The 17,899-nt window shown below is 34.8% G+C and carries 16 protein-coding genes and 1 tRNA gene; 15 read left to right on the top strand and 2 right to left on the bottom strand.

The window, feature by feature from the left end; all coding sequences use genetic code 11:
* Positions 1 to 7 precede the first annotated feature (7 nt).
* Together dnaB and R8389_RS00065 are read left to right on the top strand one after the other, a co-directional pair.
* Entirely contained in the window at positions 8 to 1,390 is a 1,383-nt protein-coding gene (gene dnaB, locus R8389_RS00060; RefSeq protein WP_317637485.1) for a replicative DNA helicase, read from the top strand.
* 133 nt (positions 1,391 to 1,523) lie between these two features.
* Positions 1,524 to 1,682 carry a CsbD family protein gene (locus tag R8389_RS00065; protein ID WP_317637486.1) on the top strand — a complete coding sequence of 53 codons (159 nt, stop codon included), beginning with the start codon at positions 1,524 to 1,526 and terminating at the stop codon, positions 1,680 to 1,682.
* A 74-nt stretch (positions 1,683 to 1,756) separates the two neighbouring features.
* Here R8389_RS00065 and R8389_RS00070 read toward each other — a convergent pair whose 3' ends face one another.
* Both R8389_RS00070 and R8389_RS00075 read right to left on the bottom strand, forming a co-directional pair.
* On the bottom strand, positions 1,757 to 2,956 hold the full coding sequence (locus R8389_RS00070) for an Mbeg1-like protein (RefSeq protein WP_317637487.1): 1,200 nt from the start codon (positions 2,954 to 2,956) through the stop codon (positions 1,757 to 1,759).
* Positions 2,957 to 3,079: 123 nt separating this feature from the next.
* Positions 3,080 to 3,781 (bottom strand): MgtC/SapB family protein, encoded by a 702-nt coding sequence (locus tag R8389_RS00075; protein WP_317638274.1) that lies wholly within the window; start codon positions 3,779 to 3,781, stop codon positions 3,080 to 3,082.
* Positions 3,782 to 3,946: 165 nt separating this feature from the next.
* Between R8389_RS00075 and R8389_RS00080 the strand changes: the two genes are divergently transcribed.
* The 13 genes from R8389_RS00080 to R8389_RS00140 all read left to right on the top strand — a co-directional run bounded on the left by R8389_RS00080 (position 3,947) and on the right by R8389_RS00140 (position 17,650).
* Positions 3,947 to 4,019, top strand: a tRNA-Thr gene (locus R8389_RS00080).
* A gap of 498 nt (positions 4,020 to 4,517) precedes the next feature.
* Complete coding sequence (locus R8389_RS00085) at positions 4,518 to 5,390, top strand: hypothetical protein (protein ID WP_317637488.1); 873 nt, start codon at positions 4,518 to 4,520, stop codon at positions 5,388 to 5,390.
* Positions 5,391 to 5,796: 406 nt separating this feature from the next.
* Positions 5,797 to 6,723, top strand: a complete 927-nt coding sequence (locus tag R8389_RS00090; RefSeq protein ID WP_317637489.1) for an ABC transporter ATP-binding protein — start codon at positions 5,797 to 5,799, stop codon at positions 6,721 to 6,723.
* 1 nt (position 6,724) lies between these two features.
* Positions 6,725 to 7,480, top strand: a complete 756-nt coding sequence (locus R8389_RS00095) for an ABC-2 family transporter protein (protein ID WP_317637490.1) — start codon at positions 6,725 to 6,727, stop codon at positions 7,478 to 7,480.
* The gene (locus R8389_RS00100) at positions 7,477 to 8,253 is read left to right on the top strand and encodes an ABC-2 family transporter protein (RefSeq protein WP_317637491.1); all 777 of its coding nucleotides are present in this window, start codon (positions 7,477 to 7,479) and stop codon (positions 8,251 to 8,253) included. The genes R8389_RS00095 and R8389_RS00100 overlap by 4 nt, the downstream gene beginning before the upstream one ends.
* Positions 8,254 to 8,464: 211 nt before the next feature.
* Positions 8,465 to 9,637 (top strand): YcaO-like family protein, encoded by a 1,173-nt coding sequence (locus R8389_RS00105; RefSeq protein WP_317637492.1) that lies wholly within the window; start codon positions 8,465 to 8,467, stop codon positions 9,635 to 9,637.
* Positions 9,638 to 10,114: 477 nt separating this feature from the next.
* Complete coding sequence (locus tag R8389_RS00110; protein ID WP_317637493.1) at positions 10,115 to 11,902, top strand: hypothetical protein; 1,788 nt, start codon at positions 10,115 to 10,117, stop codon at positions 11,900 to 11,902.
* A gap of 311 nt (positions 11,903 to 12,213) precedes the next feature.
* Positions 12,214 to 12,870 carry an ATP-binding cassette domain-containing protein gene (locus tag R8389_RS00115; protein WP_317637494.1) on the top strand — a complete coding sequence of 219 codons (657 nt, stop codon included), beginning with the start codon at positions 12,214 to 12,216 and terminating at the stop codon, positions 12,868 to 12,870.
* A gap of 206 nt (positions 12,871 to 13,076) precedes the next feature.
* On the top strand, positions 13,077 to 13,739 hold the full coding sequence (locus tag R8389_RS00120) for a hypothetical protein (RefSeq protein ID WP_317637495.1): 663 nt from the start codon (positions 13,077 to 13,079) through the stop codon (positions 13,737 to 13,739).
* Positions 13,740 to 14,250: 511 nt separating this feature from the next.
* Positions 14,251 to 14,607: a hypothetical protein gene (locus R8389_RS00125; RefSeq protein ID WP_317637496.1), complete on the top strand. Its 357-nt coding sequence runs from the start codon at positions 14,251 to 14,253 to the stop codon at positions 14,605 to 14,607.
* Positions 14,608 to 14,875: 268 nt separating this feature from the next.
* Positions 14,876 to 15,202, top strand: a complete 327-nt coding sequence (locus R8389_RS00130; protein WP_317637497.1) for a hypothetical protein — start codon at positions 14,876 to 14,878, stop codon at positions 15,200 to 15,202.
* A 286-nt stretch (positions 15,203 to 15,488) separates the two neighbouring features.
* Entirely contained in the window at positions 15,489 to 16,142 is a 654-nt protein-coding gene (locus R8389_RS00135; RefSeq protein ID WP_317637499.1) for a hypothetical protein, read from the top strand.
* 734 nt (positions 16,143 to 16,876) lie between these two features.
* Positions 16,877 to 17,650: an alpha/beta fold hydrolase gene (locus R8389_RS00140; RefSeq protein WP_317637500.1), complete on the top strand. Its 774-nt coding sequence runs from the start codon at positions 16,877 to 16,879 to the stop codon at positions 17,648 to 17,650.
* The last annotated feature ends 249 nt before the right edge of the window (positions 17,651 to 17,899 follow it).

Genomic DNA, 17,899 nt, shown 5'->3' on the forward strand with positions numbered 1-17,899 from the left:
ATAATTAATGGATAATATTGTCTCGCAACAAATACCGCATGATGATGAAGCGGAAAAAGCGGTTTTAGGTGCAATTTTTATTGATCCAGAGGTAATTGCGGATGCTAGTGCGGAAGTTCAAGCCGATGATTTCTATAAAAAAGCCAATCAGTTAATCTTCCAGGCAATGCTGAATTTGTCTGATCGCGGGGATGCAATCGATCCGTTGACTCTACAAGATGAGTTAACGAAGCAGAATCAAATGGATGATATTGGTGGTATTGCCTATGTGTCTGAGCTTGCTCTGGCCACGCCAACCGCGGCTCACGTTACTTACTACGCCAAAATCGTTCACCGAAAGGCGCTTTTGCGGCGGCTTATTTCGGCTAGCCAAAAAATTATTTCTAATGCAATGCAGGATTCCGATGAAGTGACTGACATTCTTGATGACGCCGAGAGCGAAATCATGAATGTTTCTTCGGAAAACAATGTGAATGGTTTTCGCGGAATAAAGGATATTGTTAACGCAACAATTGAAGAAATCAACAATATTCCGGAAGACGGCAACATGGTCACAGGCTTGCCCACGGGCTTTGTCGAACTCGACAAGATGACGACTGGTTTCCATGATGACGAGCTGATTATTGTGGCTGCGCGGCCCGGGGTTGGTAAAACGTCCTTTGCCATGAATATTGCCCAGTTTGTCGGCTTACATACTGATCAAGCGGTGGCGGTCTTTTCGCTGGAAATGAGCGGTGAACAGCTGGTTCAACGGATGCTTGCCTCAGAAGGGCTGATTAACTCCCAACACCTCAGGACGGGGCAGCTGGATGAAGAAGAGTGGAGCAAGCTGGTGATTGCTTCGGGGTCACTGGCGAACGCTGATGTCTACATTGATGACACGCCGGGGATTAAGATGAGTGAGATCAGGGCCCAGGCCCGCCGCTTAGCCAAAGAGAAGGGGAACTTAGGGTTAATTGTAATTGATTACCTGCAGTTAATTGAAGGACCACGCAGCGAGTCGCGCCAGCAAGAAGTCTCGGCGATTTCGCGGCAATTAAAAAAGTTGGCCAAGGAAATTCACGTTCCGGTAATTGCCCTGTCCCAGTTATCGCGGTCGGTTGAACAGCGGCAAGACAAGCGCCCAGTTCTGTCTGATATTCGTGAATCCGGTTCAATTGAGCAAGATGCCGACATCGTTTCATTTTTGTATCGCGATGATTATTATCGCGACGAAGATGAAGATGGCGGTGGCGAACACCAGGAAGTTGATGCTGAAGACGATAATGGTGAAGTTGAAGTAATTATTGAAAAGAACCGGTCGGGTAGCCGCGGAACCGTCAAGTTGATGTTCTCCAAGCCCTATAACCGCTTTTCCAACCTTGATTATCGTCATAGTCAGCCGGGTTAAAGGAAGCCAAAACAGCTCTGTCCCTTTATTGCTGATCATTTTATAAAAAAACAAGCGTTTTCAATGACATTATTTGCTAGTAGTTGTACTATCAAGGTGTACATAGATATGTTTTATGAAAGGACAGATTACTATGGTTGATAAAGGATTCAAAGACAAGGTAGCTGGTAAGGCTAAAGAAGTCAAGGGTAAAGTTCAACAAGCTGCCGGCGACATGAAAGATAAGGCGCAGGAAGCGACTGATAGCGTTAAAGATAAGGTCGATGACGTTAAAGACAACATGAAGAAATAATTGTGTAAATAAAAAGAGTCAGTGGGAAATAGTTTCCGCTGGCTCTTTTGTGTTACACATGAAACAAGTTAGACCTAGTGTAGCTTCTGCTGGATGTCTGGCGGTAGTTTCAAATTAGGGTGCGCCGGATCGTAGAATTCGTAAAAAACAGGTGCCTTGTTAGAATCGTTACTCTTGGGGTAAAGCGCATAATTGCTGGCCATCAGGGGGACGGTCAGGTTGTTCTTATACGAGTCCCAAATATTGCTAAAAATCTGCGCAATTAGTTTCCGTTCTTGCGGATCCAGTGACATGAAGACCCGGCTGAGGCGATAGGTCCCAACTAGCTTGTTCCTAGTCAACTGGTGCAATTGATCAATGTCAAAGTTTTCAAAGGCCTCAAATAAGTCGGAGAAAGTTTCCTCTCGTTTGTCTTTAGGGATAGAGTGGGTGAAGCTGATGAAGGCATGGCGAATTATCCTGCTTCCCGGTGAAAGTCCAGCTGCCAGCGTGAAACTATCCCGACCAACCGACCAGCGCCTTGGATCATGCTGGTTGCGCATTGCTACCGTACTTTTAACAACCAAGGTTTGTTCGGGATGGTCTAGCATGGCCCCAAAAATTGACCCTTGGGGGATGTATGTCCGCATTTTGGGCATGGCCTGCACAAAGCCCGGACTGGTATACACCTTGTGAAAGAAACCCGGACCGTCGAAGCTAATAGCCTTGATAACGCGAGCTTGAATTGCTGGCGTGGCGACACTAAGGGCATATTGGGCGAAGTTGCCGCCCTTAGAGTGACCAAGCAGGTAGATTCGTTTGTGGGGATAGCGCTGGGCGATGGTTGCGAGGTAATCAGCGGCCACATTTTGACCGTAAATTTCGGGCATGTAGTTCATGCGCATATCTTCCTGCCAGCCCGTCATGGAACCATCTGTTCCGCGAAAGACAACTGCAAGTGTGTCCGCGTTAATAACAAAAGTAGCAGCACAGAACTGTAAGGGATGAGGAACCGTTTCCAGTCGGTCAGTCCAATCAAGAATCTTAATAGAGCCAATTCTCGGACTTTCTGAAAGCAGAATTATTTCGGCTGCTGTTTCAGAATGCATTTGATGCTGAAAAGACGGTGATTTGCGCAACTGGTCTGCAACTTCGCCTAATGTGTGGTTAGCAACTGAATCGTCGGCTGGTAGGTAGACCAGGGAAGATAGGAGAGCTGCATCGACACTGTTGAATGGTTTTTCGGCAAACAAGAGGTCGCCGCGCCAACGTAAGTAGTCAAGTGAACCAGCCATTAATTTGCTCCTTTCAAATAAAAGTACTTATATTGTATATAATTATGTTGGTAAATAGCAAAAAATAAGCAAAAAAAAGCAATAGATTTATCCATTGCTTAATGATTAGTAAATATTTGCTTGTTATTTGCTAATACTAGAATAACTAATGCGCTTAATGTCGGGGTATTTGCGCAGCGCCATAATAATTTTGTTTTCGTCAATGTTGTTGTTGATGATGCCATCTACAAAGAAGATGATTCGCTTATCAGTAACGTTGAGTATCTTGACAGATACATTTTCAACGTGATTGGCCTCTAGTTCAGCTTCGATAGTATGCAAAATCTTGTGCTTGTTAACGGCCTCAATCTGAATGTTAAAGCGAATATGCATAATAATCTTGTCGATGAGACTATCATCGTGGAACAACATCTGGATGATGAATAGCAGAATAGTTGTGGCAATACCTAGCAGGTATAGGCCTGATCCGATCGCCATGCCAATAGCGGCTGTGGCCCAGATACCTGCAGCGGTGGTTAAGCCGGAAATTTGCTGCTTCTTAACCAAAATCGCTCCGGCACCAATAAATGAAATACCGGATACAATTTGCGCAGCAATTCGTGAAGGGTCTAAGGCCATATCAGACATTTTAAGTAAGTCAGCAAAACCATACTTTGAAACAATCATAAAGAGGGCAGAAGAAAATGCTACAACTATGTGGGTTCTAACCCCCGCGCTTTTTCGTTGAATTGCCCGTTCATAGCCAATCAGGGCGCCACACAGCGAAGCTACCAGGATTCGCAATAACCAAGAAAATTGATCAGCAACCGGCATTATATCGATCATCATATCACTCCATTTGAAAAAATCAGTTTGTACTATACTTGGAGAAATTATACTCTAAATACCTTATCAAGAATTAGTTATAACAAAAATTAAGGAAATGTCAAAAAGCACTTGCAAGAACACGGCTAATATGGTTTAATTAATATCGTTGTCAAGTTTGACAATGCTGACTTAGCTCAGTTGGCAGAGCACGTCACTAGTAATGATGAGGTCGGAGGTTCGAATCCTCTAGTCAGCATAAATTTTTATAAATTAGCTCTAAGAAGTCTATTATTGAGGTGTTATAAATACCTTGATAATAGACTTCTTTCTTGTTTTTAATTTTTAGTTGATACTTATGCAAAGTTGTTAATATTTAGCTTTTGCTACAAAAGTAGAATTTGGTAATTTTTGTGGGGTGTTTTAAATATAAAATTGCTAAGATTGGAGCGAAAATTTATCGGCAATTAAAGGCAATTAGTGTTAGTTATTGGACTACCAAAATTGCTTTACAAAGAGGTAATAATGATATATTTTGAAAATGCTAATAATCAAGAGTATCTTTTTTAGATTGCTAGACCTATACCAAGGCAGTATTTAAGGACATCATTAGCAGACGCTGTTGGAAAACCTGAACTCGCAGATTATAATAAATATCCAAATTGGGAGCAGGTAAAAATGACTAGAAATAAGTTGGGACAATCATTTTCAAGCGAAAAGTTGGTGTACTAATAACATGGTGATAAGCAACTTTTTATTGATTGCCTTTGCAATAATGTCATCTTTGTCCAGGGGGATAATCTCAGTAATTGATCGTTATCAGATGGGTTACCGCCATCAAAGTTCAATTAATGTGAATTTTTTGAATAATCTTTGCAGTACGGCATTAGTAACCATATTTTTAATTGGTTTGTTGAATAAATTCCCCACGCCCAAAATAACGGGAAACTATGTTGGCAAAATTATTATTTACGGTTTGCTTGCACAGCTAGTTGCGTATGGCTACAGCTATGTTTTTAAAAAAGTAACGATAATGCAATCCATTGTTTTAAGCAAAATGACCGACTTGTTTATTCCCTTAGCCATCTGTTTAACCATGGGTTACTTTAACAAGTCGTCATATTTGATCTCAATTATATCTACGATCATTGTAGTTTGTTACATTATTTTTAAGCAGAGACACAGTCAGATGAATGTAACAACTTTGTTAAAAACATTTATGGTTATTGGTCCCCTGTTGATTGTACAAGCAGCACTATCGCCATTATTAACTAAAGAGGTTATAAGGCTGGTTGATCTGGTATACTTCACGATTGCTACAATTTATATTCGTTGTATCATCACAATTATTACTTTTTGGGTTAAGCATCATAGTTTGCGCATTAAGGGTGTAAAAATTAACAAACAGCTCTTTGGGATTTATGGTGCGCGTGCAGTTTTGACAATACTGGCACAAGCGACTTATACCTTAGCAACATCATCGCCTAATTCGGGAATTGCGTGGATTTTTCTTAATATGACCAATTTATATAGTGTTATTTTTGGTAGTTTTGCATTAAAGGAAAAAATCCATGTTTCTGATGTGCTACTGATTATTTGTATTTTTGGGTTAGCGCTAATATCCAAATAATTAAATTATGACTTAAGCTATAGTGACCACAAAGGTGGCCGCAGAGTTTTGCTGATAAGCCTTAAAAGGGTTGTGACAAAAATAAGTGAAAATATCCTTTAAGCTTCTACTCGTACTAAGAAAACAATCGAAAGATTTTTAAGTCTGTGATCCAGGTTCAGAAGAATTTAGACGACAGGCTTTTTTGTTGCAGTTGTTGGAGCAGTATACCATCGGTAGAATGAGTTCCCCCTTGGGCAGGGGAATACTATCAAGATGTTTATGAAAACATATATCCATGTAAACAAAGATCGTAATGCAAAATGCCGGAGTTGATAATGAATAGCAAATAATAGTGAAATTGCTTGTAAAACCCTCTTCTACATTATATAATGATTAAAGTATTATAAAATAAGGAATTTTAAATGTGATAAATATAAAAGTAATTAGTTATAGCTATAAAACTTTTGAAAAAAATTCTGGATTACATGGAACAATAAAAGACTTTTTTCATCGTGAGAAAGTATATGTGTCTGCGTTAAAAAAAGTTAACCTGAACATAAAAGATGGTGAAGTTGTTGGCTTAATAGGTCCAAATGGTGCTGGTAAAACAACATTAGTTAAAGTTTTAACGGGAATTCTGTCTCCGACTAATGGTCAAGTAGTGATAGATGGGATATTCCCAGACAGCCATGACAAAAAAATGTTAGCAAATATTGGTGTGCTTTTTGGTCAAAAATCACAGCTTTCTTGGGATTTGCCTCCCATTGACACTCTTAATATGTTGGGAAGTATTTATAATATTGATGTTAATGATTTCGATGCAAGATTGTCGGAACTTTCAAATATGTTGAATGCCAAAGATATCTTACGTACGCCAACTAGAAATCTTTCTTTGGGACAACGAGTAAAGTGCGATTTAATATGTTCTTTAATACATAATCCTAAATATTTGTTTCTTGATGAGCCTACTTTGGGATTAGATCTAGTAACTCAAGAAAGTATATATAATTTTTTACGTAAATTAAATCAAGTTAATGGTACAACGATTATAATAACATCGCATAATATGCGTGATATTGAGGCTGTAACAAAAAGGCTGTTAATTTTGGCAAAAGGTAAAATTATTTTTGACGGTTCAATTAAATCATTACCAGTAAATGTTAATGAATATAAAAAATTTTGCGTTAGATTATATGATGGTAAAAAAGAACAAATTGAAGAAAATATATCTGCCGATAATTTAAGTAAGACATTGAAAAGTATAGATCCAAAACAAATAATTTCTATTTCACGTGAAGGTGTGTCAGTTGAGGAATTGATTTTGAAAATTTATAAAAATCAGGAATTTTGAGATGGTAAAAAAATACTTAGCAATTTTTTATTTAGGACTAAAAGATAGTTTAATTTACAGAAGTAATTATGTTATCAAGCTAATTATCCAGTTTGTCAATTTAATAGTTTCACTTTTAATGTGGTCATGGATAAGTAGGAAAAATAGTTTAATAGATTATAGGTCTTTAGCACAGTATCTGGTGGTTACTAATATAACAGTACTACTTTTTACTACACATCCCGCATTTCAGTTATCAAACTTAATAAAATCAGGAAAGATAGTTAATTTTATAACAAAACCAGTGTCTTTATTCTGGTATCTTTACTTCCATAATGTTGGCTATTCTACCCCATTATTTATTTTCTATTTTTTAATGATTTTATTTTTTAAAGTGCAATTTAAAACAATGCTATTGTTGTTATGTTATTTTGTTCTGGCATATTTAATGTTTTTTAGCATGATGATGCTGTTAGGAAGCTTGGGATTTTGGGTAATCAACATGTGGCCGTTAAGAGCAGGAATAAATGCAATTTATTCGTTATTAGGTGGATTATATTTTCCTTTATCATTGCTGGGGCAAAAAACTTATTCATGGATACATTTTAATCCTTTTTCTTTAGTTACGGATATTCCCGCTAGATTAATATCTGGCATGTTAGATACACATGTGGTTAATAACTTTTGCATGCTTGGTATTTGGACATTTATTTTTTTAATAGGATATTGTGTACTGCTTACAAAAGGATTGCACAAATATGATGGGGCAAGCGTATGAGAAAAAAGCACATTTTGCTTTCTATTTGGCGGCAGAGTATAGAGCAATTTTTAATTTACAGAACAACTAGTGTAATTACATTTGCTTTGGCACTAATATTTCTTTTAATTCAGTTGTACGTTGGAAATTTTTATTTTGAGGATATAAACAGTGTTGCAGGTTGGACAAAAAATCAATATTTTATACTGATCACATTTACGAACTCAGCAACATACCTATATAATATTTTTTTCATTGTTGGACATGAAAATTTCAGCGAGGCAATATTACAAGGAGATTTAGATTATTCCCTAATTAGACCGGTATCATCGTATTGGTATCTTGTGGGAACAAATATAGATATTCCAAGCATTTTTAATTTCTTTTTATCAGTTATACTTTTAGCTAAATATCTGCGTATAGAGCTGGTTGGTATAAATCAGGTTGTGTTAATAAGCGTAGAGCTTATTATGTCATCAATAACAATTTTCTTAATTAATCAGATTTGTATTTCAGTTACATTTTGGATTAATGGGTTAACTGCACTTTATGGTGCCGTGGAAGATATGATTAGCTTTGCAACACATCCAAGGCAAATATTTCCTAAGCTGGTGCAATATATTTTTACATTTTTAATACCTATATTATTAGTTACTAATATCCCTGTAGAGTTGGTTTTTGGGAGAGTAAGCTGGACATATTTACTCTACTTTTGGATTATAATTACCATTTTGTATGTAATTTCTATTTTAATGTGGAAATATGGTACCAAAAAATATAGTTCAGCAAATTAAATGAGGTGTTATTATGGGGAGCAAGAGAACAGAAATAAATCTTGGTCAGGCCTTTAGTAGTTGTTTAGATGACAATGAATTTAAATTCTTTAACTCGTTGTCGAAAAATAAAATTTTGAGTGCTAATTCTTCAAATTTGAAGAATACATTAACTTAAGGTCTTATTATTTAATCTGCGATCTTGTCGCAGATTTTTGATTTGGTGAAAAAAATGCAATTTGAAAGAGAATGTGAAAGCACAACAGCACATGAAAATATTAGTAATTTCTTTCATAATAGTGGTATGAAAGCAATATTTAAAAGCTTTTTTTCAATCGACATTGGTTTACAGATAGTGGAATGTAAATTGTTTAAAAATGATGTAGAAATATCAGTAGGTATGGGCAAAGGAAGTGGAAAAGAGCCTGTATTAGGATCAGAATTTGAAAGCTTAGAGCATTATTATTATAATCATCAACGACACGAAAAAAATGTAAGAAGTGTTATAGATATAATAGGACAAAATAATGGTCTGGCAAGTGATCCAGCATTAGAATTTGTAAAAGAATACTATGTTAACGTTGATAGTTTTAAAAGTATCAATAAAAATGAAAACCTTTTTTATCCTAGTTTTTTGAATGATACGAATTATGTAGAAACAGATTTGAAAGACAATCATAGTAGTAATTATAGTTCTGATAATGGTGTTGCGAGTGGCTCAAGTGTTGCGGAAGCAACAATGCATTCTATAAATGAGCTGATAGAACGAGATACAATTTCAAAATTTTTAATTAAATATGGGTTGAATCAGAATCAGGATGTTATTGCAAATTTGATTGACATAAATAGTCTACCTTCAAGATTAAGAAGGTTAGTTTTTTCTATAGAAAAAACTGTAAATGCGGAACTTGAACTAGTTAAAATAATTAATATATATAGTATACCAACGTATATGGCAGTTATAATTAATAAGCAAATATCTCCTATTAGCTTTTATGGCTCTGGGACATCTCTTAGTGAAGAATATGCTATTGAACGTGCAATTACCGAAGCTTTTCAACTGTTTTGTGTTTCTGGAAAAGAAGATAAGAATATATATTATAGAATAGAAAAGATTTGGAATAATATACCTATTATGAAAGATATGTTAACACTTAATTTTATAAATGAATTGAATAAAATCGAATGTAGTAAAACAAAAAAAATCGAATTGAGTTTGAATGATCTACTTAACAAGGAAGTGGAGATTTTATCGTCACATAGGGTAGATATATTTAGGAGAGTAATTTTAAACAATAAAAGTTTTTCTTTGGTGCAGTGCTTAATTCCAGAATTTGAAAGATTTAATTTAGTTTTAGAAGGTCAACTGGTTCTGCCAAGAATAGCAATAGATAATTCTAAATAGTATTCAACCACAATTTTTTGTTAAAGTTTAGGTATAAGACTACATGCTTCTAGTAATTCGAAAGATTTTTAAGCCTGTCGTCCAGGTTCAGGAGAACTTGGACGACAGGCTTTTTTGTTGTTTTCTCAAATTATGAAATTAATAGGGTTAAGTCCGAATTCATCGGCAATTATAAGTGACAAGTATCAAGTCCTTAAAATAAAAGCTATATTTTTTATTAACTAAAATAATAAAAAGTTTTAATTTTATGATAAATAAAATATAATAAAATTAAAGCTAAGAAGTACTTAAAACGTCAGAACTGTGAATGCATTAAGAAATAATCATGTATGGAAAAGTTATCTACCTTACTAGTAATTGCTGCGACAACTCTATCACTGACAGAAATCCAGCATTAGCTAGCTGTTGCTAAAGGCTATATATGAATTTCAAAGTTTGTATATAGCTTTGGTTTATTAAAATGAATATGGAGAAAATATGTTTAAACAGTTTTTAAAGTGGGTTTTGGTAATTACTTCAGCTGTTACAGTTTTTTTATGGTTGTTTTTTATGATTGATCGACACAATAATGTAATGAATCAAAGCAAAAATAATCTTGATAATTTCTATATTCAGTTAGGCTTACCTATAAAAGCTACAACTAATGCAAAATATAAAAAAATAGTTGATGATATAAGTGAAACAAGTAAACAACTAAATATTCCTTTTTTAAAAAGGACAAACTATAAGGGTGGAGGTCTCAAGACTAAAAAAGTTGATTATGCAAAATATATTGATGATACAGTTTTTGAAGTAAGTGATTTGAATTCAAGTGACTTGGCTAATATTTTTAAAATCAAGCTAAAAAATGGAAATGAATATTCAACCAAAAATTTGAAGGATAGTGTACCACTTATTAAATATGGCAATGCAGATTTCACCGTCAAAAAAATAAACGCACGTAAACTTCCTGAGATTAGAGAAGGACTATTTTATCTACAAACTTTGGATATTACTGCAGTTGAAAAATTTAGAAAACTACTTAGCAAAAAATTAAACAAGGATTTAGGTACTAAGTTATCAGAAAGGGATTTTAAGGTAGTAGAGGTCCCTAATGTTGATGAATCAAGTTCAATCGATTTTCGCCAGTTAGCGATTACTATGACCTTTTTTCAATTAATTGTAATTATGATTTACTGTCTATCTATTAGTAGAGAATTGGGGATTTATCGATTACTTGGATATACAATTGCCACTACGTTAAAGCAAATAGCAATGCCGTGGCTAATATTAGGTTCAGGAATAGGATTTACGCTCACCTTAATTCCAGAATTGGTCAATCGTCACTTTGAAATGCTTTGGCCCCTGTTTTCTTTGACTTGTATGATAATGATTATTTTTAGTTTAGTTATATTTGTAGTTGCAGTTCTATTGAAAGTACTGCCTACCAGCAGGTTATTAATAAAACGTACTTATGCAAAAATAGCATTTATACTTTTATATATCATGAAAGGAATACTGTTAACTTTTGTTTTAGCATCTGCCTTACCGTTGGGTAACTTGATGTATCAATATGTAACTATGAGTGTTAGTGATAAAAAATCTTCAGTTTATGACGATTATGCTACTTTTTTCCCATCTGTAATTGGATATAATCAAGATGATTTGGTTAATCCAGATAATACGCTTAAATTGCTAAATGGTGTTATTTATTCTCAGATAAGTAAAAATGACGGTATTTTAGTTGATACTACGGGAATAACAGGCCGCAATAGCGAAGGAAAACAACAATATCAACTTGTGACAATTAATGCAAATTACTTAAATTTTAATCCTATATATAAAAGTAATGGTGCAAGAGTTGAGGAGAAAGATGTTAATAGACAACCGAGTATTTTGTTATCTAATAAATATAAATCAAATTTAAAATTGCAAGCGCAAATAAATAAATATTTATCTAAAAGTTTCAGAATTAATAAAGCTAGAATAATCTACATTAATGATAGTCAATCGATTATTGATGAATCAGGTAAAAAAATAAAAAACTACGGATATATATATGTGAGATCATCTCATGCCTTTAATGGCTACGGTAATATATTTACTGGAGATGGTAAAGATCCGTTAAAGATAGCACTACACGGTAAGACCCCGGAAGAAGTTTACAATAATAAATATAAAACTTTATTTGAAAAATATAATTTAACGGATAATTTTCCGCAGCTAATCCGTGTAAGTGATGTGCAATTAAATTTACTCCAACAAGAAGAAGGTAATGCTCTCTAACATTATTTCAACTATAATCACCTTTATCTCATTTATAACTATTTCTGTGTCATTAATTTACTTATACTTTTTTGTTTTTGGGCGCTCCTATGCGATTAAACAAACTTTAGGTGCATCTATTTATAGAAGCAGTATGGGATTATGGCTATTATGGATAGTTCAAGTTGTATTGGCCATAATATTTACTTTTAGAGACGGACAATTTAATGTTTCAGGCTCTATATTGTTGACCCTTGCGATCTGTATTGATTTCCTAGTAAGTTTAGTTGGGGTAAAAGTATTTGCCAGAAATTCAATAAGAGGATTACTAAATGAATAATATAATTGAACTAAAAAAAGTAAATAAAAGTTATAAGGGTAAAAAAGTTTTATGTGATTTAAATTTAAAAATTGAAAGTAAAAAAATTACAACTATTTATGGAAGCAGTGGGTCTGGCAAATCGACTTTACTTAATATAATTGGCTTATTAGATAAACTTGATACAGGCCAAATGATGCTCTTTAATGAGCCTGCACCAAAAATAAATAGTGCTAAAACTCGGATGCTGCTAAAAACTAAAATCAGCTATCTGTTTCAAAATTATGCATTGCTTAATGACCAAAGCATTAAAAGAAATTTGAAATTAGCAAGGATAGATACAAAAGAATCAAAAGCTTCTTTTGAAAAAAGAAAGTTACAGTTGCTAGACCAATTAAATATTAAAGCAGATGAAAATGTTAAGATAGGATTGTTATCAGGTGGAGAGCAGCAGCGTATCTCTTTTGCGAGGTGCTTGTTAAAACCATGTGAACTAATTTTGTGTGATGAGCCAACCGGATCACTTGATCCAGAAAATAGAGAGATTATCTTTGAAGCATTACAGTTTGCCAAATGTAAAGGTAAGACTGTCGTGATGGTATCGCATGATCCTTATCTGATTAAAAATAGTGACACGTCAATTGATTTGCTATCGTTGATGGATTGTTAAAGATGACGGCTATGATTGATGTCACATTATATAATTAAAGGCACTGAGTTTTGGCTGGCTCAAGATTGTGGAGGCTAATTTTTAATCTCAAAAAGTATTGTCGTATCGCTACCTTTAATATTAGTGATTGACGTAAATTTTCCTGGATGATAAGCTTATAATGTTGGTTTTAAAATACCTATTTATTATAACAATGGAGAGTAATTATGAATAAGAACAGGTTAATCAAATCCAGGTTAGGCTTAGCAGCCACCGTTTTATTCTTGGTTGGCGGAGTATCACCAGCCATGGCTACCAAAAACAGCTCAAGCAATATTGAATGGCGCTCGATTAAATGCCCCGTTAATGGCATAAGAAATTTCCGCACGAGTTATTCAGGTAAAACCCACAAAATTACCTTTAGTGGGGATGCAACAGGCTTTAAAAATTTGACAGTTAAGTATGGCGGTAAGACGGTTAAAGCGGCTAAAATCAAGAAAAACGGTCAAAAGTTTAAAGTAACGGTTCCGTTTAAAGGCTACAAGACTTTCAAATTATATGGTGACAAGCAATTGCTTAAAACCATTTCGGCAAAGAAATATGCGTCTAAGAAGCCTAATATCTATCAATACGATCAGACGTCACAATATTTAAAGATTAAGTTTTATGGTAAAAAGGGAGATATTGTGATAATTTGGAAAGATGGTAAGCCTATTCAGCGTCGTCGTTTGACTGCTGATGATACGACAATGAAAGTAGTAAATACTGAACTGGAAAATAATGCTAAAGTAATAATTACTGAGCATGCTATAGGAAAGAAGACCAGTAAAGGGATACGGTTAGAGCGTATGAAAGATGGTGTGTCAATTGATATTGATAAAATAAAATAAAAGTATTGCGACGTATAATGTCATATCAAGATATTATTAACATAAATAATATCCTTATACATATGCCACAAAAATTGCTACGATAGGTTACATGCTTCTAGTCAGCACTAAGAAAACAATCGAAAGATTTTTAAGTCTGTTATTCGAGTTTAGAAGAGCTTTGAATGACAGGCTTTTTTGGTTGCAGTTGTTTCGTCACCGGCAGAATCAGTTTTATTTAAACATGATTTGATCAATAAAAATGATTTAAATGATATATTGAAGAAAGTATGTAACATAGTTCTAATTAAATGGTGTGGGTTTAAATATTAGCATGTATACTTATAGGCACTCTGTAGCAACTAAAATGGGCAATACTCCAAGCAAGAGTTACCTAGAGCGACTAGTTGAATGGGAACATACTATAAAGCGTGTAATGGCGGGGGACATATTAACTCTATGATAATTATATTAATTAAAAATATTAATTATTTGAGCCGGAATAATTATAATCTTAAAAAAGGAGAATATATTGAATAAAAAATCATTTTTTAGATCAAATATAGTTTTTTTAATTTTTATTTTTATATTATGGTTTTTGATATCTGAATCATATGTACCACTTGAGACAAAATATCAAATTGTTCAAATTATAAAGAAACAAGATATAAAAGAGATAGATAGAATCACAACAAATAAAAAAACAAAAAATTTTTTGATAGGTCTTAAGAATAATGGAAATCATATAGAAGTTGCTGGATTTCAGGGAGGTTCAAAAGAAGTTGGATATTATCCGACGAATATAAATGGTAAAAACGTAGGTGTATATACCAAAAAAGTAAATTTTATTTGGTGGAAAATAGAATATATTAATAAAGAAGAAAAATAAATAGGTTAGTGAAAAGAGTTTATCGTTTCAAGGTAGATTAGTTTTATTTTGAAATTTAGATATTATATATGAGAGGGTATACATTATGAAGAAGAACAAGTTAATCAAATACAGCTTAGGCTTAGTGGCGACAATTTTATTCGTGGTTAGCGGAATTCCACCAGCTTAGGCTGCTAATAGCAACACAAATACTAATGCCGTCAATTACAGTTATTCAGGTAAAACGCATAAAATCAGCTTTAGCGGTAATGCATCTGGCTTTAAAAATTTGACGGTTAAGTATGACGGCAAGACGGTCAAAGCGGCAAAAATAAAGGGAAACGGCAAGTTTAAAGTAACCGTGCCTTTTAAAGGCTACAAGACCTTTAAACTTTATGGTGACAAGCAATTGCTTAAAACCATTTCAGCAAAGAAATATGCGTCTAAGAAGCCAAACATTGATTTTTACCGGCAGACTAGCCAAGAACAAAAGATTCAGTTCTATGCCAAAAAAGGGGATATTGTGACAATCTGGAAGAATGGCAAGGCGATTCAACGACGTCGCGTAGCTAAATCAAGTTATGTGGCAATGAAAGTAGCTAATACTAATTTTTAAGATAATGCCAAAGTAATGGTTACCAGGCATACCCCAGGAAAGAAAACGAGTAAAGGCGTAGAGTTACAAAAGCTTAAGGACAATAGAACAATTCATAGAAACTAGTTAATTGCACAAATTAGTCACTCAATAAATAATATTGAAGAGCGAGCCTTTGGCTCGCTTTTTGTGCAAATTGATAAGTCTGGTGGAAGCATATAACAATTGTTGACGTAAATTATGTTAGATGACAAGCTTATAATGTTATTTTTAAAGTAATAATAATTAAAAAATAATGGAGAATAGCATGAAGCAGAACAAGATGATTAAATTCAATATCGGAGCAATGGCCGCTATTTTATTGCTAGTTAGCGGAGTGTCGCCTGCCTTGGCAGCTAAACATAGGCCTAGTCTACGTAATGATTATGTTAGTATTATGATGGGTATTAAGCGGCTTAACTATAGCTACTCTAGCAAAACACATAAAATCACCTTTAGTGGAATAGCTGATGGTTATGACAAGCTAACCATTAAGTATGATGATAAAACCGTCAAAAAGATTAAACTCAAAGATAATACCAACAAGTTCAAAGTGACGATACCATTCAAGGGTTATAAGACTTTTAAATTATATGGTGACGATGAATTATTAGGCAAAACCGTTTCGGCTGGACAATATGCCTCTAAGGCGCCAGCTATAGACCTTGATAGCGATACCGAGCAATATCTATACTTTGATGTCAGGGCTAAAAAAGGTGATCTTATTACTATCTGGAGAAATGGTAAGCCAATTAAGCGCCGGCATGTAAATAAATCAGGTTATGCATCCATGAAAGTCGCCAATACTAAGTTTGCTGGCAAGGCTAAGGTAATGGTTACTAAGCACAGTCCTGGTAAGAAAACAAGCAAGGGTGTAGAACTGAGGAAGAAGCCTGCAAGTTCAGAAATCAATGATAACTAAAACTGGCAACAAGGATAAACACTAGATAAAACAGTGTAGAAATAAAAAGGCGGGCATAGGTCCGTCTTTTTGAGTGACAAAAATTAAAATTAGTTATAATGTTGACAATAAAATTTTAATATAATATCATTATATCTAAAGCTGATTATTATATAGTTAATTATTGCCTCTTCGAGAAGGGATGTGCACACGCCGATGAATTTAAATAAAGCTTTTAAAGTTGGTAGTAGTCTATATTTGCTTCTATTTTTGCTTGACTATCTTATTGAGCTATTTAGTATTAGCAGTTCTACTGTAAAGACCGCTTTATTGGGGTTAAAGATAACGATGAAGATGAGCCCAGCTACGCTAGATACGGTCTTTTCGTTAACCTGGCAAGTATTACTTACCTATTTAATTTTTATGATCATTTTCTTCACTATTACTTATCTCTTCCAAAAGACGAAAAGGAAACGTGTCATGCCGTAAGCAGCAGTGGCGTTTAAGTCTGTTATTCAAGCTCCAATCGGAGCCTGAATAACGGGCTTTTTGTTTGAGAAAAAATTTGATATTTGCTGAATGGTATAGCGCGCCGGGTGATTCGAAAATGCGGCTGGCGCTGAGCTTTTTGCGTAAGGATAGTTTAGCAGGTGAACATCTTGGGCTTGATCTTGGGCTTTCTACTCATGAACTGGTAAACTTATTGTTTGAGCAAAAAAGCTAGAATTTGTGTGCTGACAAGATGAGGAGCAATTATGGAAAAAGCTTATTTAAATACTTCAATTGGTAAAATCGAATACACGATAAGGTCAGGTAATCCGCTGATTGTTTTTTTGAATAGCTTTGGCAGTTTTGATACTGCGCAGAGTTTTTCGCGAGTGATCAAGGAATTGCCCGAGCATTTTGGTATATTTGCCCCTGATTATTTAAATACCGGCTTTAGTGGCAAGTCAACCGCACCCTACACCCTGTCTAATGAAGCGGCTGAACTTGCCAAAATAATTAATGGACTTAATGCTGAAGCGGTGATTGTGGTGGCACACAGCATTGGCGGTGTTTATGCCCTTCAGATGAGTAAACAAATTGACCGTCTGCGTGCCTTCGTTGGAATTGAGCCAACGACACGGGAAATTTTTCTGAATCCGCCACAAGAAGCGGCTTACCTTAAAAAGGAGCGGGAAGCAGAAGATAGCGAGGAAATTATTTATTGCAAAATAACGGACCTGTTTTCAGCGGAAGAAGCCGAGGAATTTTGGCAAACTACCGCTGAAAATAGTGATAAGTTTGACGAAACAGCTAACCAAAATGCCGTAAATGCGATGCAAATGGACCGATTTTGGCAGGATAGCAATCGACTGGATGATAGTATTCCAGCAATCATTGTCACAGAGAGTTACCGCCAAGAAGAGTATGAGCGGTCAGAGTATTTCAACCACAATGCTGGTTCTAAGGTAGTTGCATTGGGTTCATTTCACTATATTCAGTGGGAGTACCCCGAAGAAATCCGCAAGCTCATCGTTAGTTTATAGGTGAGGGTTGCAGGAACGGTAAGAAGCTTGTTAATATCCTAGAATTGAAGTGCCTCATCATAATTAGACCGTCTGCTAATTATGGCGGGGCATTTTTTGCTTAGGTTTCAGTACTGACGCTTACTGCCCAATAATTACCGGGTTTTCATGAAACACGTTTCAAAAAATTGTTGACTTTATGAAACAAAATGCTAATATTAAAATGCAAGCGATTGCATCTAACTGCAATTATCAAAGTATAGTAGGAGT

It is taken from the genome of Lactobacillus xylocopicola, from assembly GCF_033096005.1.
In the GTDB taxonomy this organism is placed as follows: Bacteria; Bacillota; Bacilli; order Lactobacillales; family Lactobacillaceae; genus Lactobacillus; species Lactobacillus xylocopicola.